The sequence below is a fragment of the Rathayibacter sp. AC182 genome (assembly GCF_979253875.1).
Map to the genome: position 1 here is coordinate 999,159 of NZ_CEEDEK010000005.1, position 23,744 is coordinate 1,022,902.

Here is a 23,744-nt window from a genome sequence, read left to right on the forward strand (position 1 = left end):
TCCCGCGGGGGCCTTCGCCATGAGCACCAGAACAATCTGGTGTGCGAATCGTCCACGCCGCGCATGGACTCGTAATCGAGGACGACGCAGCGGATACCGCGGTCCTGCGCCAGGGTCCGCGCCTGCGGCTTGATCTCCTGCGCGGCGAACACTCCGGTGACGGGCGCGAGATGAGGATCGCGATTCATCAGCTCGAGATAGCGGGTGAGCTGCTCGACTCCGTCGATGTCTCCGCGGCGCTTGATCTCGACCGCCACACTCGCTCCACGGGAATCCCGCGCGAGGATGTCGACCAGCCCGATCGCCGTCATGTACTCACGGCGGACGAGGGTGTGACCGTCGCCGAGGAGATCGATCTGCTCGGCGAGCAGGCGCTGCAGGTGCGCCTCCACTCCGTCCTTCACGAGACCTGGATCCACGCCCAGTTCGTGGGCGGAGTCGTGCAGCACCTCGTGGATCGAGACGACGAGGGCGTCTCCGGTCTTCTTGTGCGCGACCGTCCACTGCTCGACGACGCCCGACTCCCGGGCGGTCTCGTCCGGCTCCGCGGCGATCAGCGTGCACGGCGGGCTCATCCAGTTCAGCGGCTTGTAGGAGCCGCCGTCGGAGTGGACGAGCACGCTGCCGTCGGCCTTGACCAGCAGCAGTCGGGTGGCGAGGGGGAGGTGGGCGCTGAGACGGCCGGTGTAGTCGACGGAGCAGCGCGCGATGACGAGACGCACCCGTCGAGGATAGACGCGGGCGCGGGCGGCCGCTCGGGGTTCAGGCCATGCGGACGACGTTGCCGGTGGCGCGCCGGCCGGCCGGGGACACGAGGTACGAGACGAGGTCGCCGACCTCCTCCGGCTCGGCGACGTCGAAGAACGAGTCGTTCGCGGCGACGGCCTCGCGGACGTCGTCGGTCACCCAGCCCGTGTCGGTGACGGGCGGGTGGACGGCGTTGGCCGTGATGCCCAGGGGCTCAGCTCGAGCGACGCCGAGATCGTGTAGTTCACGAGGGCGGCCTTAGCGGCTCCGTAGGAGACCTCGCCGGGGAAGCCGCCGTCGCCGCCGGAGGTGGAGCGAGACGATGCGGCGCCGTGGCCGCCGCGGGCCTCGAGCCGCGCGGCGGCTCCGAGATCAGCAGGGCGGCGGCGCGGGCGTCGACCGAGAGGACGGCGTCGATGCTCGCGGCGTCGACCCGGCGCTGCGGGCGCCCCATCCAGTCGCTCTCGCGGGCGCGGAAGGTGTCGATGACCGATCCGGTCGCGTTGTTGACGAGCACGTCGACCGGGCCGAGCGCCTGCCCGCGGCGTCGAACAGCGCGGCGGCCGAGCCGGCGTCGCGCAGGTCGGCCGGGCGGCGCTCGCCCGCTCCGCCCGCGGCGCGGATCCGCTCGGCGACCCCTCGCCGTCGCTCGCGTGGGCGCGGCGCTGGCGCTCGGGCTCGTACTCGGGCAGGTCCTCGGCGAGGAACGCGACCAGCACGGCGAGGCCGTCGGCCGCGAGGCGCTCGGCGATCGCGGCTCCGATGCCCGTTCGCCCCGGTGACCAGGGCGACCCGGCAGGGCTCGAGGCTCGGGGCGGTCATGCGGACTCCGTCACGCGCGCGGGACGAGCCGCGGGGAGCGAGGCCGGCGACGACCACGAGCGTCAGCACCAGGAAGAGGGCGTTCAGGAGGCCGAAGTGCTCGCCGAGGAAGCCGATCGCGGGCGGGCCCACGAGGAAGGCGACGTAGCCGAGCATCGCGACCGCGCTGACCCGGGCGGCCGAGTGGGCGCCCTCCGCGGCGGCCGACATGCCCACGGGGAAGCCGACGAGCAGCCCAGACCCCAGGCGACGGCTCCGGCGATCACCAGCGCGTCGACGGGAGCGAGGATGAAGGGCGGGATGCCCACCACGGCCAGCAGCGCGGAGGCGCGCAGCACGGGCACGCGGCCGAAGCGGTCGAGCACGGGCCGCCGATCACGCGGCCGACCGTCATCGCCGCCACGAAGACCCCGAGACGACGGCGGCCGTGGTCTGGTCGGTGCCGTGGCCGTCGACCATCGCCAGCGTCATCCAGTCGTTCGCGGACCCCTCGGCGAAGGCCATGCCGAGCATGATCAGGCCGATGAAGACCAGGCGCGGATCGCGCCAGACGCCGAGCGAGGCGGCCACGCGCTCGCGCACCGGCGCCTTGGCGGTGGCGACGCCCTGCGTGTCGAGATCGGTGCGCACGGGCACGGAGCGGATCGCGACGAGGACGGTCGCGACGATGACCACGGCGACGCCGACGAGGTGCGCGGCCACGGGGACACCGAGGCGGACCCCGGCGCCGATCAGCGCGCCCGCGACGGTGCCGAGGCTGAAGAAGGCGTGGAAGAGCGGGAGGAGGGTCGTGCCGAAGGCCTTCTCGTTCGCGGCTCCTCCACGTTCATCATCACGTCGACCGCGCCGTTGCCGAAGCCGAGCAGCGCCATGCCCGCGAAGGCGAGGAGGGAGGTGCCGAGCGAGTCGGCGGCGACGCCGAGGATCGCGACTCCGAGGCGCGCACGGTGAGGCCCGCGATCATGCCGCGGCGCGCGCCGAGCATCGACATGATCGCCGTCGAGAGCGCCAGGCCGACGATCGCGCCGATCGACATCGCCAGGATCAGCACGCCGACGTCGGCGGTGCTGAGGCCCAGCTCGTCGCGGATCGCCGGGGTGCGCGACACCCAGGTGGCGACGGCGAGACCGCTCAGCACGAAGATCGTGAAGACGGCGTTGCGCCACGCGACGAGCTGTCGGCGGGTGAGGTCGGAGGTGCTGGTCATGATCGTGTTCCTGGAGCGGGCGCGGCCCGAGCGCCCGCTGCGGCGTCTCCGGAGCCCGCGAGGCCGGGACGGGGGCCCTTGTCGAATCGATTCGAGAGGGGCCGGACTAAGCTATCCAGAACCTGCGGGACGGTCAAGGACACGGTCTCGGCGGTGGAGTCGAGGAGGATCGTGGAGTCGCAGAAGCCCCGCGCCGAGGAGCGCCGCCGACGTCCGACGCTGGCCCGAGGTGGCGAGCCTGCGCCCGGAGTCTCGGCCTCGACCGCCTCACTCTCGTGTTCAGCGGCGCCGGCCCCGTCTCGGCCTCGACCCGCGAGCGGGTGCTGAAGGCGGCGGCCGACCTCGACTACGCCGGTCCGGACCCGCGCGCGCAGTCGCTCCGCCGGGGCCGCTCGGGCATCGTCGGCGTCGTCGTCGACGAGCGCGTGCTGCACGCGTTCCGCGATCCGATCCAGGTCGCGATGCTCGACGGCATCGCCGCCGTGCTGGGCGGCGCGCGAGCGCCGGGATCCTGCTGCTCACCGAGACCGGCGACGGCTCCGGGGCCGATGGCGACGGCGCCCGCGTCGACGCCATGATCCTGATCGGCTGCAGCCCGACGCGTCGACGGAAGTCGGTAGCGCGCTGCTGCAGCGCCGTCGCGTCCCGGTCGTCGTGGTGGAGGGGGTGCCCGAGTTCGGCTCGGCGATCGTCACCCTCGACAACCGCGACGCCACCCGGGCCCTGGCCGAGCGCCTCCGCGACCTGTCCGGGCACGAGCGCCCGGCGACGGGTGACGCTCCCGTTCTCGAAGGACCAGCCGCCGCGGGCCCGTGCCGGGCGACTGGCGCTCGGAGCTCGAGCATCACGGCCGTCGAGCGGCTGCTCCGGGAGCGCGCGACGTGTTCGACGGGCTCGAGGGCCGTGGCGGCGTCGGCCAGCACGGTCGACGAGGGGGTGGCCGCCGGGCGGGTGCTGCCTCGATGTGCCGGAGCCACCGACCGCGGTCCTCGCCCAGAGTGATCCGCTGGCGGCGGGCGTGATCCTGGCTGCCGAGCAGCTGGGGCTGCCGGGTGCCGGAGGACGTGTCGGTCGTCGGCAAGCTCGACGGCGTGCAGGTGCCCGGGGCTCGCGGCGGGCTACGACCTCACGACGATGGTGCAGCCGGCGGTCGACAAGGGCCGGGCGGCGGGACGGGAAGCGGCGCTTGGCGCTGCTCGCGGGCGAGGAGGCGGCTCCCGGTGTGCTTCCACGCGGTCTTCCACCCCGGGAGCACGAGCGCCGCGCCGCGCGCCCGGTCCCGGCCTCCCAGCCGGAGTTCTCCACAGGGTTCTCCACAGCCTGTTCGAAACTTCGCCCGAGCGCTCAGCGGAGCCACGCCTCGCCCCGGACGCGCCAGCAGCCCGAGGGGTCCAGCGCACGAGGCCCCCAGGCAGCCCCACGGCGAAGGCGATCCAGGGCGCCGGCAGGCGCTCACGTCCGCCGGCGCCGAGGACGCCAGAGGCGGCCAGCGGCACGAACACGGCCAGGTTCACGAGCCCGCTGAGGGCGAGGTAGCGGCTGTCCCCGGCGCCGATCAGGACCCCGTCCAGCACGAACACGTAGAAGCCCCCCAGCGGAGCGGTGACGCCGACCACCGCGATCAGCGCGGGCAGCAGCCGCAGCACCTCCGGGTCGCTCGAGCAGGCGAACGGCAGCACTCCGCTCAGTCCCGCGACCACCGCGCCCAGCACGAGACCGGCACCGATTCCCCCAGGTCACACAGCGTTTCGTGACCGCGCGTGGCCTGCGCGCGCGATCGCCGGCTCCGAGCAGGCGTCCGAGCAGCGCCGCCTGCGCGGCGATCGCGACGGCGTCGAGGGCGAAGGCGACCGCGCTGAAAGAGCGTCATCGCCACCTGGAAACGCGCCGAGCTCCCTCCGCCCCGAGGGAGCCGGCGACGGCCACGGCGAGCAGGATCGCGGCCCGGAGGCTCGCGGTGCGCAGCAGCATCCACCCGCCCGACCCCGCGGAGCCGGGAGCACGCCCCGAGGTGGGGACGCAGCGGTGCGCCGACCCGCCGCGCGAGCCGGGCCGCGATCAGCGCGTAGGCGGCGAACAGGCCCAGCTTCGGGTGATCACCGTCCCCAGAGCGGACCCGGTTATCCCCAGGCCCGCGGGGTAGATCAGCACGGCGTTCAGGCCCGCGTTGAGCGCGAATCCCGGCCACCGCGATGACGAGCGGAGTGCGGGTGTCCTGGAAGCCCCGGAGCAGGCCCGTGAGTGCGAAGACGCCGAGCATCGCGGGGATCCCGGCCATGCTGACGGCGAGGTAGCGCACACCCGCCTCGGTGACGGCGGGCTCGGCTCCGAAGAGGCCGATGACGGCCGGAGCGCCCACCGCGCCGGCCACCGCGAGCACGGCTCCGAGCGCCAGGCGAGCCAGCCGCCGTCGATCCCGGCCGCGACCGCTCGGCGCTCGTCGCCCTCGCCGAGGGCGCGGCCGACCCGGGGGGTCGTGCTGTAGGCGAGGAACACCATCAGTCCGACGACCGTCTGCAGCACCGCCGCGCCGAGTGCGAGGCCCGCCAGCGGCACCGCGCCGAGGTGCCCGACCAGCGCCGAGTCGGTGAGGAGGAACAGCGGCTCGGCGACGAGGAGCCGAGCGCGGGCACGGCGAGCCGCAGGATCCTGCGGTCCAGGGTGCGGCGATCGGGCGAGGTCACCGTCCGACGCTACGCGAGCGGCGTCGCGGCGCTCCCGCCCGATCCGGAGTCAGCCGCCCTCGCGCCCCGCGGTCTCGCGGAGCTTGCGGCCGTCGGCGACGTCCTCGGCGTGCTTCTCGGCCTTCTTGTCGCTGGAGCGGGTGTCGCGCGGCGGGAGCTGGATGTGCTCCTCCGCCTCGATGCCCGCCTGCAGCTGGCGGCCGCGCTCGAGCTCGGCGTCGAACTCGGCCCCGAAGAGCAGTGCGAGGTTCGTGATCCAGATCCACAGGAGGAAGACGATCACGCCACCGAGGGCGCCGTAGGTCTTGTTGTAGTTGCCGAAGTTGGCGACGTAGAACGCGAAGCCGGCGGACGCGAGCGCCCACACCACGAGCGCGAGGATCGAACCCAGGCTGGTCCAGCGGAACTTCGGCTGCTTCACGTTGGGCGACCAGTGGTAGAGCACCGCGATGATGACGATCATCAGCGCGATGAGCACGGCCACTTCACGATGCTCCACACGGTGAGCGCGACCTCGCCGAGGCCGATCGCCTCGCCGATCGTCTCCGCGACCGGGCCGCTGAGCACCAGGAGCAGCCCCGCGATCACGAGCAGCGCGACGGTGAAGAGGGTGATGCCGAGCATCGTCGGGCGCAGCTTCCAGACCGGCCGGCCCTCGTCGATCTCGTAGACGCGGTTCATGGCGCGGCCGAACGGCCGACGTAGCCGGAGGCGGACCACAGGCGCCCAGCAGACCGGTCACGAACGCGACACCGGCGGCCGGGGAGGAGGTCAGCTCCTGCACCGGGCCGCGGATCGTGTCGAGCACCTCGGGTGACGCGAACCCGCCGAGGATGTCGAGCACCGTGTCGGTGGTCGTCTCGGCCTGGCCGAAGAGGCCCAGGATCGACACCACGGCCAGCAGGCCGGGGAACAGCGCGAGGACCGCGTAGTAGGTGAGCGCCGCGGCGAGGTCGGTGCACTGATCGGCGCCGAACTCGCGCAGCGTCTTCTTGAGGACGTAGCCCCAGGAGCGCTTGGTGACGTCGGTGGGGTCGTCGGGCTTGCGGGTGTCGTCGGGGTCGGGCGCGGTGCGCTCGCGCTCGGTGCTGGTCTGGGCCACGGGGATCCTCCGGTGCTGGCTGCTCGCGCCGGAGCATGCGGGAACCGGCGCGAGGACGTAGGGGCGTCCTCGCCTTCGACGGTAGGGCGGACGTCGCGGAAGGGACGGAGGTTGACAGGCCGCCGCACGGCGCGGGATCCTCCGCGGGCGCGCGGGCCGCCTCGCGGCCGGCGCGCGGGTCCGCGCGGGGTCGGCGCTCCGCAGTCAGCGCTCCGGGATCACACGCGGCACGATCCGCACCAGCAGCACCATCGCGATCAGCTCCACGAGCGTCTGCGTGACCACGACGACCGGCGCCACCGACAGCAGGAGGCAGCGCCGGCGCGAGCGGCAGCACCACCAGCGAGTTGCGGGTGACTCCGCTGAACAGCAGGGCGCGACGCGCGGGCACGTCCAGACGGGCGACCCGACCCGCCCCGCACCGAGCGCGGTCATGATCACGACGAAGGCCGCGTACAGCAGCACGAGCAGCCCGAGCCGCGGCAGGGCGTCGGCGACGGCTCCGGCCTGGGACGCGACCACCGTGAACAGGGTCGCGACCATCAGCGGCACCATCGAGCCCAGCACCGCGTCCTGGAGGCGCCGCCCGAGCGCCGACCGGGTGGCGAGCAGCTGCAGCCCCGCCGCCGCGGCCAGCGGCAGCACGATCAGCACGAAGGCCTCGGCGAACGGCCTGATCTCGACCGCGGCCGCTCCGGTCGGCCCGAGGAAGAGCAGCAGGAGCAGGGGCAGCAGGAGGATCTGCACGAGCATCAGGAGCGGCGCGGCGGCGGCAGCCGGGCCGACGCCCCTCCCGCCAGAGCGCTGAACACGATCACGTAGTCGATGCAGGGCGTCAGCAGCACGAGCAGCACCCCGATCGGCAGGGCGGGCTCGCCCGCGATCGGCCGGGTGAGCACGAAGACGACCGCGGCACGACGCCGAAGTTCAGCACGAGCACCGAGGCGAGGAAGCGGCGGTCGCGCAACGCCCGCAGCACCGAGCCGAACGGCACGCCGAGGAACGTCGCGAACAGCAGCAGGGCGAGCACCGGCGTCACGGCCGCGTCGAGCTCCTCGGCCGCCGGCACCAGCGCTCCCGCGCCGAGGGCGACCGCGAGGGCCAGCAGGTACAGCGCGACCTGGTGCCGCTCGAGTGCGGCGACCAGGGTCCGTCCGTCACCGCTCACGGGTCGATTCTCCCGTGCGAGCACCGGCGCCTCGTACTGTGAGCGGATGAGCGGCCCCGAGCACGAGCACCGGACGGCGCGCTCTGCTGCGTCCCCTCCGCCTCGACGACGAGTCGGCCGTGACGGCCTACCGGGGGATGCGCGCGCCGCGCGGTTCCTCCGCCACCCGCCGCTGGCGCCCGGCGGCTACCCCGCGTGGTTCGCCGAGCGCTCGGCCGAGTGGGAGCTCGCGCAGCCGGGGCACCGTCGCGTCCTCGGCATCGAGGAGCTCGCGACCGGACGGCTCGTCGGGGACGCGGTCATCGTGCGGCGGACGGACGAGTGCGAGCTCGGGATGTTCCTGCATCCGGACACCGCGGGTCTGGGCTACTCGCTCGAGGCCGGACGCGCGCTGCTCCGCCTGGTCTTCGAGACCCTCGGCTCCCGGCGGGTCGTCGGACGGGCCGACCCGCGCAATCGCGGCTCGGTGAGAGCGATGGAGCTGCTGGGGCTGCGGCGTCGCGAGCAGGCGGAGGGCGACGCCTTGGTCGAGTACGCGGTGACGGTGGAGGCCTGGCGGGCCGGACTGCGGCGCGCGCGCGCGTCCGCCGCGTCTACGGCGGGGGCACCCTCCCGGACGGAACGAGCACCATGGCACCCAGCACCGCGAGCATCGGACTCGGCCTGGCGGCCGTCGGCCGGCCGGCCTACATCACCGCGGGTCGCGACGGCGACCTGGGCCCGCCCGGCCTGCGCAGCGTCGACGCCCTCCGCGCCCGCACGCACGAGCTGCTCGACACGGCCTGGAGCGAGGGCGTGCGGTTCGTCGACGTCGCCCGCTCGTACGGCCGTGCGGAGGAGTTCCTCGGGAGCTGGCTCGCCGCGCATCCCGAGCGTCGAGCCGGGCTGACCGTCGAGTCGAAGTGGGGCTACGAGTACGTCGGCGACTGGGCGATGGACGCGCCGGTGCACGAGCGCAAGGAGCACTCGGTGGCGATGTTCGAGCGGCAGTGGTCGTCGACGCTCGAGGCGCTGGGCTCGGCCCCCGACTGCTACCTCGTGCACTCGATCACGCCCGAGAGCCCGGCGCTGACCGACCGGGCGCTCCTCGACCGGCTTCGGGGCCTCGCGGCGTCAGGGTCCGGGTGGGCCTCTCGACGAGCGGACCAGGGCAGGGCAGGACGATCGCACTCGCGCTCGCGATCCCGGAGTCGCCCTTCAGCGCTGTGCAGACCACCTGGAACCTGCTCGAGCGGTCGGCGGAGGCGGCGCTCGCCGACGCGCACGACGCCGGGTGGCTCGTGGTGGTGAAGGAGGCGCTCGCCAACGGTCGGCTGGTGGGCGAGCGCGCTCCCGAGTCGGTGCGCCGACTGGTCGATGCGCCCGAGGACCGGGCGCTCGGCGCCGCGCTCGCCCAGCCGTGGGCCGACCGGGTGCTCAGCGGTGCGGCGACCCCCGCGCAGCTCCTCGAGAACCTGCGCGCACGTCCGGCGGCGCTGCCGGAGGGTCTGGAGCCGCAGGATCCCGAGCAGTACTGGGCCGAGCGGTCGGCTCTCACCTGGCGGTGATGCAGAACCTCGGCTGAGACCCTCCCTCGGCCGCGATCGTGGCCGCGCTCGGTCTCAGCAGAGGTTCTGCAGAGGTCGATCCGGTCGGACGACGGGCCGCGCTGCGTGAACGGACTGGCCGGATCAGACCGGAGGGGCCACCAGGAGCAGCGCACCGGCGGCCGCGCTGATCGCCGCGAGGACGCACCAGCGGTCGGCGCGCGTGCCGCAGCCGCCGGCCCGCGCGAGGGCGGCGAGGCCGGTGGCGAGCACCGCGACCTCGATCTGCAGGGTCGACGACGTGCGCATCAGCGACCACGCCTCGAACGCGGGCACCGGCGCGGGGGCGGGCAGCAGACCGGCGAGGCTCGCGGACACAGCGAGCAGCAGCAGCGATCCCATGACCAGGGCCACCACGAGGTGCGCCAGGACCTCCGCCGCGGCGCGCTGGCGGGCGCGGACGGCGGGAGGAGCGCGGAGCTGCGGAATGGACGATCGCGACGCTGCGGAGGTGCATGCGCCGAGAGTAGATCCGAGCGCCTCCCCGACGGACCCCTTGTCGGTCCCCCGTCCGGGAGTGATCCGAGTGGGACTTCCTCCCGAACCCGCCCCGAACGGTTCCCGAGTGGTGGCTGAGCGCTGCGGAGGGGGATCGACCCGCCGCGCGAGCCCGATCTAGCCTGGAGGACGGAGGTGACCGATGTCCGGAGGCCAGGGTCCACGCCGCCCGCTACCTCGCGAAGCGGCGGAGGGCGAGTCGTCGCCCGACACCTCCGAGGAGGACGAGGCGACGATCCCGGAGGATCCCGCCGAGCGCGCCGCCTTCATCGAGACGACGATCCAGCAGGCCATCCGCCGAGGGGACTTCGACGACCTGCCCGGCGCGGGCAAGCCGCTGGAGGGGCTGAACGGCGGCCACGATCCCGACTGGTGGATCCGCCGCAAGATCGAGCGCGAGAACCTCACCGGCATCGGACCGGCCGCGTTCCTCCTCCGCGCCGAGGACCGTCAGCTCGACGAGCGCCTCGACCGACTGCACCGCGAGTCGGAGGTGCGAGCGCGACTCGAGGAGTTCAACACGCGCGTCGTCGAGGCGCGTCGGCAGCTGCTGGGCGGGCCCCCGGTCGTGACGCCGCTGCGCGACATCGACGTCGAGCTCGCCCGCTGGGCCGAGCGGCGCACCGCCCGCGCGACTCCGGCGCCCGAGCCCGAGCGGCCGCGCCGACGCTGGTGGCGCGGCCGCTAGGGCGCGCCGATCACGAGATCGCCGTCGCCGCAGATCGTGCGGAGCGCGCGGGATCCTGTTCGACGGACCCTAGGACGTCGTTCCCCTGCGCAGCCGCAGCCGCGTCTCCTCGAGATCGAGCAGCGACTGCGCCTGGGTCAGGATCCGCTGCGGGTAGCGCGGCGCGAGCGCGCGTCGAGCAGGGCCTCCCGCTCGGCGGTGACCACGGCCAGCCGCAGAGCCCGGTAGAGGCGGTGCGGAGTGTCGACGACGTCGCGCTCCGCTCCGCGCGCCCGCTCCCAGGCGGCCTCCGAGCGGAGGAGGAGGTCTGCCGCACCCGCTCGAGGACGTCCGGATCGACGTCCGTCGCGCCCTCCACGACGTCGGCCGGGTGCTCGAGGATCGAGAGCCCCTTCTCGGTGATCTCGTCGAGCCAGCCCCGCCAGGTAGCGCTGGTCCTCCGGCTCGTCGACGCCGCGGATCCCCGTCGCCCGGTGAGCAGCGGCAGGGTGCTGCCCTGGATCAGGAGCGTCGCGACCGCGACCGTGAAGGCGATGAGCACGAGCTGATTGCGGTACGGGATGTCCTCGGGCAGCGACTGCGCGGCCGCGAGGGTCACCACTCCGCGCATCCCCGACCAGCCCAGCACGAGCCCGCCGCGCCAGCCGAGGCCGCTGGTGCTGCGAAGTGGCGGTAGTCGGCGCGGCGCAGCTGGTAGCGGCGGCGCGCCTTCGTCCGCTCCTCCCGGGGGAGCTCGGCGGACGCGTCGAGCACCTCCTTCTGCTCACGGGCCCGACGCTCCGCTCGACGGGTCTGCCAGCGCTCGCCGACCAGCACCGGCCCGGCCAGAGGAAGCGGACGACGATGAGCCCCACGGTGGCGAGGAGTCCGATGCCGACCCGCGGCGGGGACCGTGAGGAGCGCGGAGTCGATCCGCATCCTGGATCAGACTGCGGATCTCGAAGGCCCGATCAGGAGGAACACGCCGTTCTCGAGGAGGAACTGCACGGTGCGCCAGTTGACGCGATCGTTCACCCGGGACTGGGCGGTGAAGGAGCGGGAGGAGGCGTGACCCGATGTGCAGGCCCGCGACGACCACCGCCAGCACGCCCGAAGGCGCCCAGGCCCTCTGCCGGGATGAAGGCGACGAACGGCACGGTGAAAGAGACGACGGTGTTGAGCACCGGGTCCTCCAGGCACGAGCGCACGAAGACGGTGAGGATGCTCGCCACGAGGCCGACCACGACCGCGACGGCGACCGCGCAGAGGAAGTCGCCGATCGCGGCCCACGGCGTGGCAGCGCGTGCCGGCGGCCGCGGCGAGGAGCCGAGCGCAGCAGCACCAGCGCGGTCGCGTCGTTGATGAGGCCCTCGCCCTCGAGCAGGGTGAGCAGTCGCGGCGGGAGGCCCAGGCGTCGGCCGACGGACGTGGCGGCGACGGCGTCCGGGCGGAGCTGATGACGGCGCCCACGGCGATCGCGAGCGAGGAGCCCGAGCTCGGAGAGCGGGAGGACGAACAGCAGCGCGCCGACGCCGGCGGCCGAGATGACGACCAGCACGACCGAGGGGCCGGTGATGGTGGTCAGGTTCCGGCGGAAGTCGATGAACGGGACGCTGATCGCGGCGGCGTAGAGCAGCGGCGGCAGCACTCCGTCGAGCACCCACTCGTGCGGGACCACGACCTCCGGCACGCCGGGGAGGTACGAGAGGGCGACTCCGGCGAGCACGAGGACAGATCGGAGCGGCGACGCCCAGCCGCCGCGCGAACACGGCGACCGAGACCAGGACCGCCACGGCCACGATCCCCGCGATCCCGAGCATCATCGGTGATCGCGCTCCTGCAGGCGCCGGGGCGGGCGGTGGTCGGGCATCGGTCTCGTCTCCGGTCGTCCCGCGCCGTGCCCGGGAGGGGCGGGCGTCGGGGACCGTCGTCGAGTCTGCGCCCGGCGCCCGCCGCCGACCAGGGGGTTGCGGGCTACCGCCGGTCCGAGGACCCGCTCGAGGCCGATCAGCGGCGCCAGCCCGCCGAGGGCGGCGACGACTGACGGCGGTGACGGCCCCGGCGAGGAGGGTCCAGGGCGGCGTCGACGACCAGCTCGGATCGCAGCCGCTCGTCGCCCGTGGTCATCGGGAGGCCGGCTTGGCGACCGCGCCGGCGAACAGCCCCCATGGCGGTCGCGCCGAGGCGGATCCGCGGGCGCTTCGGCGTCAGCGCGCCGGGAAGGGGAGTGGTCTCGGTGCTGCTCATCGCGGGTCCTCCGTCGTGGTCTGCGGGATGCCGGCCTCGCCGGTGCCCGTGGTGCTGTCGTCGGTGGTGCTCTCGTCGGCGGGCTCGGCGACGGTGAGTCTGGTCGTGCACCGTGATCGTCCCGGCGCCCTGCTCGATCCGGACGACGGTCAGCTCGGCCGTCGGATCGCCGAGGGTCTGCACGTCCACCGGGAGCGGCCGTCGGCGATCGGGACGTCCTCAGGCGCCGTCGCGTTCCGGCCGTCCGCCGAGACGATCTGGAGCTGCCCGCTCGCGGGAGACGGCCTCGACCCGGACGGTCGTCCCGGGCGGCGGCCAGGTCGAAGACCTCGCCGGCGCCCTGCCAGACGTCGATGACCGCACCGTCCTCGCCCACCCCGGGGACGACCGTCACGTCGAGGAGACCGGAGAGCATCGCGTAGTCGCCCTGAGCGCTGGTCCGACTGGCCGTACGTCCCGCTCCAGGGGCAGGATCTCGCGATCCGGGGGCAGCATCGCCGCGATCAGCGCCGTCCGCCAGCGCGAGCACCGACACGCGGCGACCGGGAGCCGCCCTCCTGCGCACGAGACCCGCCAGCACGATCGCCGCGGCGAGCACGAGCGCGGCGGCGGCGAAGCCGGCCGCCACCGCGGTCGGTGCCCGGTGGCGGTGAGCGAGACGATCGCTCCGACCACCGCCGCGGCGCCCAGCACGACGAGGGTGATGCTCGCCCGCAGGCGCGGGTTCTGCCACGCCCGGCGCACCCCGGCGGCGCTCCTCGCGCACCGCGGCGACCGCGCGCGGGTACCGCGCCCGCGCCTCCCTCCCGCGCGCTGACGGGCCGTCTCGCCCCGCGCCGACGCCGAGCCGCCGGGCGCGGAACGCCTCGCGCTCGGTCTCGCCCAGGCGTCCTGCCGGGCGCGCCAGGCGGCGACGTCCTCGGGCGACTCGGGGCGCACGTCCGTGGGACCGAGGCGGCGGGAAGAGGGGGACGGAGCCGGGACGGTCGTCCGGTGGTCGCGGGCGCCTCCTCCGGGCCGGCGCCGCGGGCGGAGCGGCCGGAGTTGCGCACCGGCCAGACTGACGAGGGCGACGAGCCGCGATGACCACGAGCGTCCAGATCGTGCGGCCGGCGGCGGGCGACCAGGGGGAGGCGCCGGTGTAGGCGCCCGCCGAGCGACCAGAACCCCTGCGCGAGGGGGAGCGTCGACGCGAGGACCATCGCTCCGGTGCCCGCGTGGACGCGGTCGATCCGGCCCGCGGAGCAGCCGCTCGATCGAGCAGCACGTCGTCCTCGTCGGGGAGCAGGAGCCAGGCGGCGGCGTAGAAGAGGAGCGCCGGGCCGCCGAGGACCGCCACGACGGCGAAAGATCTCGCGGACGATCAGGGGGTCGATGCCGAGGCGCTCCGAGATGCCGGCGCAGAACGCCGCCGATCCAGCCAGGAGCGGCGGGTCAGGCCGAGGCCGCGCAGCCAGAGGAGGAAGCGGTTGTCGGTGCAGGGCTCCAGGTGCCGTCGCCGGCCGCGGCCGGGTCGGGCGCCGCTCCGGAGCGCTCCTGCTCCTCGGAGTCGGGAGCCGTCACAGTGCCCGGGTGGAGTGGGTCGCCGCCCGGTCCGTCCGCGCCGCCAGATCGGCGGGGGAGTGCTCGCTGCTGTCATGGCGCGAGTGTCCCGCTCCTCCCCAGGCGGCGACCATCGGGGGCACCTGACTCAGACCCTCGTTTCCTCCCCGGCGACCCCGACGACCTGTTTGGATGCACGTGTGAGCATCTCGAGCACCGCGGTCGGAGCCGCCGTTGCAGGCGCCCCAGGAGGGTCGTCCTCGGCGGTGTACCGCTGCGGCGCTCGCCGGCAGCTCCACGGCTCGAGACCCTCTACTCCACCCGGTTCTTCACGGTCTTCGCCGCTCTGCTGGGCGGGGGCGGCGTGCTCCTCTACCTGTGGCTGTGGGCCCTCGGCCGCACGCTCGCCCCGCTCCGAGGGCGAGTCCGATCCGGCCGTCCGCCGCGTCGTCCCCGTCGCCGGGCTGCTGTCGGTCGCCGCCGTCGTGGCCGCCGGAGCCGATGCTCCTCGCGCTCGGGCGCGCGACGGCGACGTCGCGGTGACGCGCGCGCTGGCGGCGGTCGCGGCGCTCGCCGGATCGGCGGTCGCCTGGGCGCTCGGGCCGGGCCGCGACGATCCGTCCGCGACGGCCCGCGCCTCGCTGCAGGTGCGCCTCGCCTCCTGCGCCGCCCTGCTCGTCGCCGGAGTCGCGGTGCTCGTCGCCCGGCCGAGCGCCGTCAACGCGGTCCTCGCGGTGGGCCTGCTGATCGCCGTCGCAGGCGTCCTCGCCGCACCGGGCGTCGTCCGGCTCTGGACCGAGCTGATGGGCGAGCCCGAGGCGGCGCGAGGTGCGCGAGGAGCAGCGCGCCGAGAGTCCGCCGCGCACCTGCACGACTCCGTGCTGCAGACCCTCGCCCTCATCCAGAACCGCGCCGGAGCCTCGAGCGAGGTCGCCCGCATCGCCCGCGCCCGGGAGCGCGAGCTGCGCGACTGGTTGTTCGAGCGCGACGTGCCGGTCGCCAACGATCTCGCCGCCGAGATCCGCGCCATCGCGCTGGCCGCCGTCGAGCTCGACTACCCCGCCACCATCGAGGTCGTGGCGGTCGGGGTCTCGCTGCCGGGCGCCGCTTCGCTGCTCGCCACCGCGACCCGCGAGGCCGTGCTCAACGCGGCACGCCACGCGGGCGGCGAGATCTCGGTCTACGTCGAGTCGGCCGTCGACGGCGTCGCGACGTCTTCGTGCGCGACCGGGGCCCGGGCGTCGATCTGGGCGCGCTGCCCGGCGACCGGCTCGGCATCCGCGAGTCGATCATCGGCCGGATGACCCGCGCCGGCGGCGGCGCCGTCGTGCGCCCCGGAGAGTCGGCGGCTCGGGCACCGAGGTGCACCTGCGGCAACAGGGGGGCCGCGTCGGCGACGCGCGTCGTGCTGAGTCGACTGACCACTCCATCTTCCGGTGGGTCGGGGCTGCGCGCCGATCTGGCGCCGGGTCTCGAGGTCATCGGCGAGGCGGCCGACGTCGACTCGGCCGTGCGCCTGGTCGCCGAAGACGCGGCCCGAGGTGGTGCTGCTCGGCGTGCACCTGCCGAGGCGGTGCGGGCGGGGGCGGCGCCGAGGTCCTCCGGCGCAGCGCGCCGCGCTCCTCGACTCGGTGCGGTTCCTCGCGCTCAGCGTCTCGGACGCGGCCGAGGACGTGGTGAACGTGCGTGATCCGCGCGGGGGCCCGCGGCTACATCACGCAAGACGAGCTCCGGCGCCGAGGTGAGCCCGCGCGGTCGAGGCGGTCGCGGGCGGCGACGCCGTGCTCTCCCACGCGTCTCGCCGGGTTCGTCCTCGATGCGTTCGGCGCTCTCGCGGGCGAGCAGGCCGAGTCGGTCGACGAGCTCGACCGGCTCTCGGCCCGCGAGCGCGAGGCGATGCGCCTGATCGCCGCGGCGGCTGCACGCCTACAAGGAGGCGGCCGCCGAGCTCTTCCTCTCGGTCGAGACCGTCCGAGTCCCACGTCTCCGCGGTGCTGCGCAAGCTCCAGCTCTCGTCGCGGTACGAGCTCACGGCCTGGGCGTCGGCGCGGCGCGCCTGCTCTGAGGCGCCCGAGCTCCAGCCCGACTGCTGACGCGCCCTGCGGTGACGCGCTCTCCTGGAGAAAGCCGCCTCCCTCGTACGGCCCCTCCACCGTGCTGATCGAGTAGCCCGCCTTGCGGGCGGCCATCCAGATCCACCACTACGAGAAAGGCCCGGTCCGGAGGCGCGATCTGCTGGCTGCGGCCGGTCTCGATACGCCCCCGCGGGACTAGTCGACCAGTGAGGCGTTCCGCCACCGAGACGCGGGTTAGCGCTTCGCCGTTGATACTCGACCCGCGAGGGCGCCAGGAGTGCATCGAGTGGCCGCGAAGCAGGGTCCGCCGTGGGTGCACGCCCCGACGCGGGTCCAGTCGCGCAGCATGCCGGGACCCCCGGTCGCCGCGAAGCGGGATCCGACGCATGCGCCAGAGCCCGGCTCGCGTCGACTCGCGGGACGAGCGACTCCTCCGGCCCCGCTGATCGAGGTAGGCCGCGCAGCGCCAGTATCGAGATCTGCACCACCTGGACACGGGGTCTCGATACGCGGCCTGCGGCCGCTACTCGACCAGCGAGGGCGCGGGGGTCTCGCAGGAGAAGTCACGTCGTGTGTGTGGTGATCGGATCGGCTGCGGGGCGGCCGACTCCTCCTCACAACCGAGACGCGAGGGGTTCCACCGCTCGAGACGACCGCGAGCGGACCTCGCAGAGACCGTCAGTCGCGCGAGACCAGCACCTGCACGTCCCAGGGTCCGAGCTCCAGCACGTCCCCGGCCGCAGACGCCTCACCCGAGAGCACGTCCTCGACCGCCTCGGGCAGCGCGAACGTCGACGGCTCCCACGACCAGTTGTGCACGAAGCGCACGCGCTCGCCGTGCCGGTTGGTCGCGCTCGTCACGGTCTGCGTCGGCGAGGCCGCACGCCACGGGGTCGTCGCCGCGGACGACTCCGACACCGCCCACTCCATCAGCGCCTTCGCGAGCGCGAGGTCGGGCACCGTGCCCACGTAGGTCACGCGTCCGGCTCCGTGCGAGCGGGTCGTGACCGCCGCGAAGCGCGCCCGTAGTGCGGGTGCCGGTAGCGCACGAGCACGGTCGCGTCGTCGACCTGCACCCCGTCGGCCCAGACCGTCGCGCGGGCGCCGTCGGGCAGCGGGAAGCCCGACTCCGCCTCCACCGGCAGGGGCACCGCGAGGTTCGCGAACTCGTCGTAGTGCACGCCGGCGGCCGCGTCGAGGAACGCGGGCTTGCGCTGCAGGCGGGCCCGGCCCTCCTCGTCCTCCGTAGCCGGTGCGGACGCCCACGACGAGGTGGCCGCCCGCCGCCGCGTAGGCCTCGAGCCACTGCAGCTGCGCGGTCGTCCGCGATCGTGAACGCCGCGGCGACGACGGACCGGATGCGCGGCCGCGTACTCTGCGGCCGACACGGCGGTCAGCTGCGACGGGTGCACGGTCGAGGCCTGCAGCCCCGCGTCGAAGGCACCGCGCGCGAAGGCGTCGCGGGCCGTCTGGAAGCTTCGGCGGTCCGGCACCGGCATGCCGCTCGCCGCGTCGGCACCGAGGGCGGAGTCGGCTGAAGGCGGGGTGCTCCTCCAGCGCCCACTTGCTCTCGTTCGAGAACAGGATCGCGACGTCGGAGTCGGGCACCAGCTCGGACACCCGGTCGCCCGCCGCGGCGAAGTCGGCGCCCAGCGCGGCGATCTGCTCGTAGGCGCGGCCGGGCTCCTGCGAGTGCGGCAGCACCCCGCCCCAGTACGTCTCCGCGCCGTGGTGGAGCGTGTGCCAGTGCCAGTACTCGATCATCGTCGCGCCGCGCAGACCAGCGCCCAGGCCGCCTGGCGCCACTGGCCGTCGTAGGCGGGCTCGTTCGACCATGACATGCCGATCGCCTGCGCGTCGGTCTCGGTGACGAGGAACGGCGCCTGCTTCGAGCCGTACATCCGGTCGGCGGTCGCGTAGAGCGCCCACGTGCCGGAGGTGGTCCAGTGCTGGTCGAACGGACGCGCGTCGGGCGGTTCGAGGCCGTCCTGCATCCGGTAGTACGGGTTGCCGGCGGTCACGTCGAGGCGGCGCACCAGCTCCTCGTCCTGCACGGTCGTCCGCTCGTACGAGATGCAGGTGGTGACGAACTGGTCGTCGCGCCCGACCCGCTCGGTGATGCCGCGCACCAGGTCGGCCTGCCAGCCGATGAAGTCCGTCGTCAGCGAGGCCTGGAAGCGGCGCCACGCGAGGTCGTACTGCGGCTGCGCGTTCGCATCCGGGGTCCACAGGTCGGACCAGGTCGAGAGCCGGTGCGACCAGTAGGTCAACCCCCATTCGTCGTTGAGCGCCTCGACCGTGCCGTACGTGGCGCGCAGGTGGTCGACGAAGCGCTCGAAGACCTGCCGGTTGTGGAAGATCTCGTTGCCCGGCTCGTTGTCGACCTGGAAGCCGATGACCGCGGGGTGCGCGGCGTAGCGCTCGACGATGCGGCGGATCACGCGCTCGGCGTGGAAGAGGAACGCGGGGTGCGTGTAGTCGATCTCCTGGCGCGCGCCCCAGCCGATCGGCTGCCCGGTCGCGCGGTGCGCGTTGATCTCGGGGTACAGCCGCGCGAGCCACTCCGGCACCGCGTAGGTCGGCGTACCCAGCACGACCGAGATGCCGTGCTCGTGCGCCCCGTCGAGGACCGGCTGCAGCCAGTCGAGGTCGAAGACGCCGTTCTCGGGCTCCCAGGTCGACCAGACGGACTCGCCCACGCGGATCACGGTGAACCCGGCGGCCTTCATGAGCCGGAGGTCCTCGGCCAGGTCGCGGCTGCCAGAGCCGCGAGGTGGGCTGGTACTCGTGGTAGTAGGCCGCGCCGAACAGGATGCGATCGGTGAGGTGCTGCATGGTCGCCTTTCAGTGGTGGGGAGGTGGTGGGCGTCAGCCCTTGACGGCGCCCGCGGTCAGACCGTCGAGCAGCTGCCTGCGCAGGAGGAAGAAGACCAGGATGGTCGGTACCGAGGCCAGCACCGCGCCGGCGAGGACGAGATCGTACGAGCGGTTCTCGGAGGCGAAGAGGATGTTGAGCCCCAGCGGGATCGTGTACTGCGACGAGTCGAGCAGCACGAGTGGCCAGAGGAAGCTGTTGTAGCTCTGCAGGAACCCCCAGACTCCCAGCGCGCCGAGCGACGGGCCGGCAGCGGCAGCACCACTCGCCAGAAGATGCCGAACTCGGAGTTGCCGTCGATGCGGGCCGCCTCGATGATCTCGTCCGGGATCGATTGCACGATGAACTGCTGCATCATGAAGATCCCGAACGCGGGAGCCACCCAGGGCACGATCAGCGCGAACCACGGATTCGAGAGTCCCGCCTTCACGACCAGGATGAACAGCGGCACCAGGATCACGACGAACGGCACCGACAGCGACGAGAACATGATCGTGAACAGCACCCGCTTGCCGCGGAAGGCGAACTTCGCGAAGCCGTAGCCGGCCATCGCGCAGACGAACACCGAGACGGCGGTCGCGATCAGCGAGGTGCCGATGCTCATCCCGAACCAGTTCCAGAACGGCTGGGTGGTGAGCAGATTGGTGTAGTTCTCGGTGGTCGCGGGGTTCGGGAGGCGACGGCGGCGTCGAGAAGATGTCGCCGCGGTTCTTGAACGAGCCGCTGAGCGCCCAGACCAGGGGCAGGACGAACACCAGCAGCGAGGTGCCGAGGAGGGTGACGTAGAGCAGCCCGCGACGGGCGCGCTCGCCGCCGGACGCCTTCCGCTGCCGAGGACCGGGGTGCGGTCCGGAGCGGGCGGTGACGATTCCCGTGGTGGCGGTCATGAGGTTCTCCCCGATGGCGAGGGCGCGGTTGAGGATCTGGCTGACGGCGAAGACGAGCACGAAGAGCACGACTCCGGCAGCGGCGGCGTAGCCGAACTGCTGGCGCTCGAAGGCGGCGCGGTAGATGAACATCGAGACCGAGAGCGTCGCTTCTCCGGGTCCGCCTCGGGTCAGCAGGTACGGCTCGTCGAAGAGCTGGGCCGCGCTGATGAACGAGGTGACGACGACGAACGCCGTCACCGGTCGGATCGCGGGCAGGGTGACGGTGCGGAACTTGGCGAGGACTCCGGCGCCGTCCAGCTCGGCGGCCTCGTACAGCTCCTTCGGCACCGCCTGCAGAGCGGCGAGGAAGAAGATCGTGAGGTAGCCGACCGTGCGCCAGAGCAGCACGAAGCCGATCGCGACCTTCGCGAGCGAGGGGTCGCCGAGCCAGTCGATGTCGCCCAGGCCGAAGAGGGCCCGCAGGAGCGAGTTCAGCAGTCCGTAGCTGCGGTCGAAGATCAGGCTGTAGATCAGCGCGATCACGATCGGCGAGAGCACCATCGGGATGGATGAAGGTGAGCCGGAACAGGTCGCGCGCCTTGAGGCCGCGGGCGTTCAGGCCCTGCGCGATCATCAGCGAGCACGGCACGATCACGAACACCGCGATGAGCGTGTAGATCAGCGTGTTGACGAGGGCGACGCCGAAGCTGGTGTCGCCGAGCAGGTCGGCGTAGTTGCCCAGCCCGATGAACTCCGGCGATCCCAGGCCCACCCACTCGGTGAGGCTGAGCCAGATCGCCGCGCCGACCGGCACGATCATGAACAGTGCGTAGAGCACGTAGAACGGCGCGATGAAGAGGTACGGGCGTTCCCGCCCGTCGTGTTCAGGCGCTTGCGCTTCGATCCGCGCGCCTCGAGCGAGGAGCCGCCGCGGCCGTCCTGGGCGGAGGCGGGGGCTCCGGCCGTGGTGAGAGTCGACATCATCGATCCTCAGCTGCGGGCCTGGCCGCGGAAGTCCTCGGCCGTCGCGCGGAGCGCCTGCGCCGGGGAGAGGGTGCCCTTGTAGGCCTGGAGGAGGTAGCCCGACAGCACGGTCGTGAGGATCTGCTGGTCCTGGCTCTGGTACAGCGACGGGACCTCGTCGATGATCTCGCCGTAGACGTCGAACAGCGCCTGGCCGCCGAAGTACTCGTCGGTGATCACGGCCAGCTCCGGGTCGTCGAGGACCGAGCGGAGGGTCGGGAGGTAGCCGAGATCGCGGTAGCGCTTCACCTGCTGCGCCGGGTCGAGGTACGCCGCGAGGATCAGCTCGACCGCCGCGTCGCTGTTCGCCTTGCCGGTGACCGCCGCGAAGCCGGTGCCGCCTCCGACGGCCGTGCGGCCGCCTCCGTTCTCGAAGCGCGGCAGCGCCTTCACGCGCCAGAGCCCCGCCTGCTCGGGCACGTTGGGCTTGATGCCGTAGCTCGAGTACCAGGTGGGCATGTCGACGCCGAGGATCGTGCCGTCCTTGAGACCGCTCTGCATGCTCGGGCCGTAGTAGTCGGCGACGGTCGTGAGGAACCCGGTGGCGAGGCCGTCGACGGCGAATCGCAGCGCCTCCTCCGCCTCGGGGGTCTCGAGGTCGAGCCGGCCGTCGCGGTCGAAGAGCTGCCCGCCGCGCTGCATCAGCAGCAGCTGATAGCCCTGCACGACCTGCGGCAGGTCGCTGCCGACCGAGAGGGCGCCGAACGACACCCCCTCGCGGGCACTGATCTCTCCGCCGACCTGGGCGAACTCCTCCCAGGTCTCGACGTCGACCGGCACCCCCAGGCGCTCGAACTCGTCGGCGCGGTAGTAGTAGACGGCCAGCGGGGTGTCGGAGTCGAGCGCGTAGAGGCTGCCGTCCTTGCTGAACGCGTCGACCCGCGCGGCGATCAGGTCGTCGCGGTAGGGCGCGGTCGCCTCGGTCAGATCGACGAGCAGCTCGGGGGCGATGGAGCCGCGCAGCGTGCGGGCGAAGTTCGCGACCTCCAGGCCGACGACGTCCGGAGTGCCGGTGCCGGCGACGGCCTGCGCGATCAGCTTGGTCACGATGTCGGTCGCACCGATCTTGGTGACGTCGAGCGAGTAGTCGAACGCGCTGCGCTGGGCCGCGAGGGGGAGCGCCTCGGTGAAGAACGAGACGTAGCCGTCGTCGTGCGTCCAGAACGAGAGGTCGACGGCGCCGGACTCGAGGGCGGCCTGCGGGCCCTGGGTCGAGCAGGCGGCGAGGAGGGACGCGAGGGCGGCCGATCCGCCGGCGGCGGCTCCGAGGCGCAGGAGGCCCCGGCGCGGAGAGCGCCGAGCGGGGCGGTGGGGAGAAGGGATGCATTCAGGTGCTCCTCGGGGAGGGACAGGGACAGCGGAGGGCCGGCGGGCGCGCCGAGAGGGACCGCGGTGCGGGTGCGGAGTGCGGTCGGAAGGGAGAGGAGCGGGTCTAGGGGACGGCGGTCGGGGGCGCCGGCCGCACCGGAGCGCGCTCGGGGGTTCGCGGGCCCCGAGGACGAGCGGACGATCAGCTGGGCGGGCACCGAGCGGTGCCGGTCGGCGGGGGCGTGTCCTTCGAGCGTCCGGATCAGGCGGTGCATGGCGATGCGCGTGACCTCGGCGAAGTCCTGCTTCACCGTGGTGAGAGGGCGATGCAGGTACTCCGAGAACAGGTCGTCGTCGAAGCCGACCACGCTGACGTCCTCGGGGACGCGCAGGCCCGCGGCCTCGACGGCGTGGATCGCTCCGGCCGCCATGTGGTCGTTCGCCGCGAACACGGCGGTGACGTCGGGTCGGTGCAGGATCGACGCCATCGCCTCCGACCCGGGCGCGGACTCCAGTCGCCGCTGAGCACCGGCGGCTCGGGGGCGTCGGCGTCGGCGAGGGCGGCGCGCCAGCCGTCGATGCGGCGGCGGGTCGCCGACCAGGTGCTCGCCCCGGCGATGTGCCAGACGGTCTCGTGGCCGAGGGCCAGGAGGTGCTCGGTCGCGCTGCGGGCGGCACCGGCCTCGTCGGTGCCGACGACGAGCTCCTCCGGCCGGTGGTCCTCGCTCAGGTGGTCGAAGCTCAGCACGGTGACGCCCTCGGGGATCCGCAGCCGCGGGTGGCCGAAGTCGACGGGCTCCGGAGAGGATGATCCCGTCGACGCCCTGGTCGACCAGCGTGTCGACCGCCTCCTGCAGCTCGGCGCCGCTGTTCTCGTGCGTGCGCACGACGCTGAGGAAGTACCCGGCGGCGCGGGACGCCTGCTCGACGCCGTCGAGGATCGAGGACGGCCCGTAGGGGACGATGCCCATGGTGACCATGCCGATCCGGCGGCTCGCGCTGGGTGGCGAGCGCGCGGGCGGTGGCGTTGGGGGCGGAAGCCGAGTTCCGCGATCGCGTCGGCGACCATCCGCTCGATCGCGGGGGAGACGTGGGCCTCGCGGTTCACCACCCGTGAGACGGTCTTCTGCGAGACGCCCGCGACGCGGGCCACGTCGGCCATGGAAACCCGGCGGCCCGCGCTCCTCCGCGCCGGTGCCGGCTGCTGATGCGTCCACGGGGCTCCTTCGCTCACTCGTCCTGACAGCGCAGTCAACCGCGCTGTGGTAGGGATAGACCACGGATTGACAGCGCAGTCAATCACGCGGCCGTCCGGTCCCGCACC

The 23,744-nt window shown here is 73.5% G+C and carries 25 protein-coding genes and 8 pseudogenes; 8 read left to right on the plus strand and 25 right to left on the minus strand.

Annotated features, from left to right (window positions below; all coding sequences use genetic code 11):
• Positions 1-29: 29 nt before the first annotated feature.
• From nucS to AC0CII_RS16165, 6 genes and pseudogenes are all read right to left on the minus strand, one after another.
• Positions 30-722 (minus strand): annotated as a pseudogene (gene nucS, locus AC0CII_RS16140) (endonuclease NucS); the annotation flags it as partial.
• A 40-nt stretch (positions 723-762) separates the two neighbouring features.
• Entirely contained in the window at positions 763-906 is a 144-nt protein-coding gene (locus tag AC0CII_RS16145) for a hypothetical protein (protein WP_465230025.1), read from the minus strand.
• On the minus strand, positions 903-1,466 hold the full coding sequence (locus AC0CII_RS16150; protein ID WP_465230026.1) for a hypothetical protein: 564 nt from the start codon (positions 1,464-1,466) through the stop codon (positions 903-905). The genes AC0CII_RS16145 and AC0CII_RS16150 overlap by 4 nt, the downstream gene beginning before the upstream one ends.
• 186 nt (positions 1,467-1,652) lie before the next feature.
• Entirely contained in the window at positions 1,653-1,934 is a 282-nt protein-coding gene (locus AC0CII_RS16155; RefSeq protein WP_465230027.1) for a hypothetical protein, read from the minus strand.
• A 25-nt stretch (positions 1,935-1,959) separates the two neighbouring features.
• On the minus strand, positions 1,960-2,271 hold the full coding sequence (locus AC0CII_RS16160) for a hypothetical protein (RefSeq protein WP_465230028.1): 312 nt from the start codon (positions 2,269-2,271) through the stop codon (positions 1,960-1,962).
• A gap of 130 nt (positions 2,272-2,401) precedes the next feature.
• Positions 2,402-2,776 carry a hypothetical protein gene (locus AC0CII_RS16165; protein ID WP_465230029.1) on the minus strand — a complete coding sequence of 125 codons (375 nt, stop codon included), beginning with the start codon at positions 2,774-2,776 and terminating at the stop codon, positions 2,402-2,404.
• A gap of 275 nt (positions 2,777-3,051) precedes the next feature.
• On the opposite strand from AC0CII_RS16165, the gene AC0CII_RS16170 reads away from it, so the two are divergent.
• Both AC0CII_RS16170 and AC0CII_RS16175 read left to right on the plus strand, forming a co-directional pair.
• Complete coding sequence (locus AC0CII_RS16170) at positions 3,052-3,354, plus strand: hypothetical protein (protein ID WP_465230030.1); 303 nt, start codon at positions 3,052-3,054, stop codon at positions 3,352-3,354.
• A gap of 88 nt (positions 3,355-3,442) precedes the next feature.
• Entirely contained in the window at positions 3,443-3,778 is a 336-nt protein-coding gene (locus AC0CII_RS16175; protein WP_465230031.1) for a hypothetical protein, read from the plus strand.
• Positions 3,779-3,894: 116 nt separating this feature from the next.
• Here the strand turns inward: AC0CII_RS16175 and AC0CII_RS16180 are convergent, their stop codons facing one another.
• The 5 genes and pseudogenes from AC0CII_RS16180 to AC0CII_RS16200 form a co-directional block, all read right to left on the minus strand.
• Positions 3,895-4,476: a hypothetical protein gene (locus AC0CII_RS16180; protein ID WP_465230032.1), complete on the minus strand. Its 582-nt coding sequence runs from the start codon at positions 4,474-4,476 to the stop codon at positions 3,895-3,897.
• Positions 4,461-5,156: an MATE family efflux transporter gene (locus tag AC0CII_RS16185; protein WP_465230033.1), complete on the minus strand. Its 696-nt coding sequence runs from the start codon at positions 5,154-5,156 to the stop codon at positions 4,461-4,463. The genes AC0CII_RS16180 and AC0CII_RS16185 overlap by 16 nt, the downstream gene beginning before the upstream one ends.
• Before the next feature lie 98 nt (positions 5,157-5,254).
• Positions 5,255-5,332, minus strand: a pseudogene (locus AC0CII_RS16190) (hypothetical protein); the annotation flags it as partial.
• 177 nt (positions 5,333-5,509) lie between these two features.
• Positions 5,510-6,562: pseudogene (locus tag AC0CII_RS16195) on the minus strand (YihY/virulence factor BrkB family protein).
• Positions 6,563-6,766: 204 nt separating this feature from the next.
• Positions 6,767-7,730, minus strand: a pseudogene (locus tag AC0CII_RS16200) (bile acid:sodium symporter).
• Between the two features lie 46 nt (positions 7,731-7,776).
• On the opposite strand from AC0CII_RS16200, the pseudogene AC0CII_RS16205 reads away from it, so the two are divergent.
• The 3 genes and pseudogenes from AC0CII_RS16205 to AC0CII_RS16215 form a co-directional block, all read left to right on the plus strand.
• A pseudogene (locus AC0CII_RS16205) lies at positions 7,777-8,211 on the plus strand (GNAT family N-acetyltransferase); the annotation flags it as partial.
• A 149-nt stretch (positions 8,212-8,360) separates the two neighbouring features.
• Complete coding sequence (locus tag AC0CII_RS16210) at positions 8,361-9,020, plus strand: aldo/keto reductase (RefSeq protein WP_465230034.1); 660 nt, start codon at positions 8,361-8,363, stop codon at positions 9,018-9,020.
• The gene (locus tag AC0CII_RS16215) at positions 9,011-9,277 is read left to right on the plus strand and encodes a hypothetical protein (RefSeq protein WP_465230035.1); all 267 of its coding nucleotides are present in this window, start codon (positions 9,011-9,013) and stop codon (positions 9,275-9,277) included. Before AC0CII_RS16210 ends, AC0CII_RS16215 begins: the two co-directional genes overlap by 10 nt.
• Positions 9,278-9,400: 123 nt before the next feature.
• Here the strand turns inward: AC0CII_RS16215 and AC0CII_RS16220 are convergent, their stop codons facing one another.
• Positions 9,401-9,658, minus strand: a complete 258-nt coding sequence (locus tag AC0CII_RS16220; protein ID WP_465230036.1) for a hypothetical protein — start codon at positions 9,656-9,658, stop codon at positions 9,401-9,403.
• A gap of 298 nt (positions 9,659-9,956) precedes the next feature.
• Here AC0CII_RS16220 and AC0CII_RS16225 point away from each other — a divergent pair, with 298 nt between their 5' ends.
• Positions 9,957-10,502, plus strand: coding sequence for a DnaJ family domain-containing protein (locus AC0CII_RS16225; RefSeq protein ID WP_465230037.1), 546 nt, complete (start codon positions 9,957-9,959; stop codon positions 10,500-10,502).
• 10 nt (positions 10,503-10,512) lie between these two features.
• Here the strand turns inward: AC0CII_RS16225 and AC0CII_RS16230 are convergent, their stop codons facing one another.
• From AC0CII_RS16230 to AC0CII_RS16250, 5 genes are all read right to left on the minus strand, one after another.
• The gene (locus AC0CII_RS16230) at positions 10,513-11,130 is read right to left on the minus strand and encodes a hypothetical protein (protein WP_465230038.1); all 618 of its coding nucleotides are present in this window, start codon (positions 11,128-11,130) and stop codon (positions 10,513-10,515) included.
• A complete protein-coding gene (locus AC0CII_RS16235; RefSeq protein ID WP_465230039.1) occupies positions 11,097-11,420 on the minus strand; it encodes a hypothetical protein in 324 nt (107 codons plus the stop codon). Before AC0CII_RS16235 ends, AC0CII_RS16230 begins: the two co-directional genes overlap by 34 nt.
• A gap of 92 nt (positions 11,421-11,512) precedes the next feature.
• Complete coding sequence (locus AC0CII_RS16240; protein ID WP_465230040.1) at positions 11,513-12,304, minus strand: hypothetical protein; 792 nt, start codon at positions 12,302-12,304, stop codon at positions 11,513-11,515.
• Positions 12,301-14,067 (minus strand): hypothetical protein, encoded by a 1,767-nt coding sequence (locus AC0CII_RS16245; protein WP_465230041.1) that lies wholly within the window; start codon positions 14,065-14,067, stop codon positions 12,301-12,303. Before AC0CII_RS16245 ends, AC0CII_RS16240 begins: the two co-directional genes overlap by 4 nt.
• A 24-nt stretch (positions 14,068-14,091) precedes the next feature.
• Positions 14,092-14,367: a hypothetical protein gene (locus AC0CII_RS16250; protein WP_465230042.1), complete on the minus strand. Its 276-nt coding sequence runs from the start codon at positions 14,365-14,367 to the stop codon at positions 14,092-14,094.
• A gap of 103 nt (positions 14,368-14,470) precedes the next feature.
• Between AC0CII_RS16250 and AC0CII_RS16255 the strand changes: the two genes are divergently transcribed.
• The gene (locus AC0CII_RS16255; protein WP_465230043.1) at positions 14,471-15,574 is read left to right on the plus strand and encodes a sensor histidine kinase; all 1,104 of its coding nucleotides are present in this window, start codon (positions 14,471-14,473) and stop codon (positions 15,572-15,574) included.
• A gap of 104 nt (positions 15,575-15,678) precedes the next feature.
• Positions 15,679-16,363, plus strand: a pseudogene (locus AC0CII_RS16260) (LuxR C-terminal-related transcriptional regulator).
• Between the two features lie 660 nt (positions 16,364-17,023).
• Here AC0CII_RS16260 and AC0CII_RS16265 read toward each other — a convergent pair.
• The 8 genes and pseudogenes from AC0CII_RS16265 to AC0CII_RS16300 all read right to left on the minus strand — a co-directional run.
• The gene (locus tag AC0CII_RS16265) at positions 17,024-18,181 is read right to left on the minus strand and encodes a Beta-galactosidase C-terminal domain (RefSeq protein ID WP_465230044.1); all 1,158 of its coding nucleotides are present in this window, start codon (positions 18,179-18,181) and stop codon (positions 17,024-17,026) included.
• Positions 18,106-19,074: a beta-galactosidase gene (locus AC0CII_RS16270; RefSeq protein ID WP_465230045.1), complete on the minus strand. Its 969-nt coding sequence runs from the start codon at positions 19,072-19,074 to the stop codon at positions 18,106-18,108. Before AC0CII_RS16270 ends, AC0CII_RS16265 begins: the two co-directional genes overlap by 76 nt.
• Before the next feature lie 162 nt (positions 19,075-19,236).
• Positions 19,237-19,824, minus strand: coding sequence for a carbohydrate ABC transporter permease (locus AC0CII_RS16275; protein WP_465230957.1), 588 nt, complete (start codon positions 19,822-19,824; stop codon positions 19,237-19,239).
• 361 nt (positions 19,825-20,185) lie between these two features.
• Positions 20,186-20,650, minus strand: a pseudogene (locus tag AC0CII_RS16280) (carbohydrate ABC transporter permease); the annotation flags it as partial.
• Positions 20,651-20,905: 255 nt separating this feature from the next.
• Complete coding sequence (locus tag AC0CII_RS16285) at positions 20,906-21,073, minus strand: hypothetical protein (protein WP_465230046.1); 168 nt, start codon at positions 21,071-21,073, stop codon at positions 20,906-20,908.
• A 6-nt stretch (positions 21,074-21,079) separates the two neighbouring features.
• Complete coding sequence (locus tag AC0CII_RS16290; protein WP_465230047.1) at positions 21,080-22,159, minus strand: extracellular solute-binding protein; 1,080 nt, start codon at positions 22,157-22,159, stop codon at positions 21,080-21,082.
• Positions 22,156-23,391, minus strand: a complete 1,236-nt coding sequence (locus tag AC0CII_RS16295) for a substrate-binding domain-containing protein (protein ID WP_465230048.1) — start codon at positions 23,389-23,391, stop codon at positions 22,156-22,158. The genes AC0CII_RS16290 and AC0CII_RS16295 overlap by 4 nt, the downstream gene beginning before the upstream one ends.
• Before the next feature lie 116 nt (positions 23,392-23,507).
• Positions 23,508-23,582 (minus strand): annotated as a pseudogene (locus AC0CII_RS16300) (LacI family DNA-binding transcriptional regulator); the annotation flags it as partial.
• Between the last annotated feature and the right edge of the window lie 162 nt (positions 23,583-23,744).